This is a genomic window from Buttiauxella noackiae ATCC 51607 (genome assembly GCF_001654865.1).
In the GTDB taxonomy this organism is placed as follows: Bacteria; Pseudomonadota; Gammaproteobacteria; order Enterobacterales; family Enterobacteriaceae; genus Buttiauxella; species Buttiauxella noackiae.
This window is the reverse complement of record NZ_LXEO01000085.1, coordinates 1-720: the sequence shown is the minus strand read 5'-3', so window position 1 is coordinate 720 and position 720 is coordinate 1. Positions and strand designations below refer to the sequence as shown.

Annotated in this window: 1 pseudogene; it reads left to right on the top strand. The window is 52.9% G+C overall.

The window, feature by feature from the left end:
• Positions 1-52 precede the first annotated feature (52 nt).
• Positions 53-720: pseudogene (locus tag M979_RS23195) on the top strand (transposase family protein); the annotation flags it as partial.

The window sequence follows — 720 nt, the reverse complement described above, 5'->3', positions numbered from 1 at the left end:
GACCCGTCCTGAATAGCGTTGACACGTTCCTGACTTAAATCCGGAGAACGTGATGATGACTGAGTTCAAACGCACCCAACGTGATTATCCTCTATCCTTTAAAATAGCCGTTGTTGAGCAGGTTGAAAAAGGCGAGATGACCTATAAACAGGCCCAGCAGCGGTATGGCATCCAGGGGCGCTCCACCGTTCTTGTCTGGCTGCGTAAATATGGCCGGCTTGACTGGAGTCCCGGACTTCCTGACCTGGTGAAGAGGAAACGGCCTGTGGCTCAGACGACTATCCCGCTTACACCCGAACAAAGAATCAGGGAACTTGAAGAACAGCTTGAGCTGGCGAACCAGAAAGCGGAGTTTTTTGAGTCGGTTATCAATGTCCTGAAAAATGATTACGGGGTGAGTGTCGTAAAAAAGCGGCACGGCAAGTCCTCGCGCAAAGTCCGGCCCCCAAAATAACCGTTACGCGCGCATGCCAGTTCCTGGGGCACAGCAGACAGGCGTGGTATCAGGACAACACAAGGCGCAGAAAACGCCAGGAACAACATGCCCGGGTTCTTGCGTTTGTTGCCCGCGTCAGGTGTCGTCAGCCGCGAATCGGTACGCGTAAACTGCACTATCTGCTGAACACTCAGGCCGATAACATGCTGAATATAGGACGAGACCGTCTGTTTAACCTGCTGAATGAATACCGGCTCCTGGTGCCAGTGAAACGGGCGTATCAC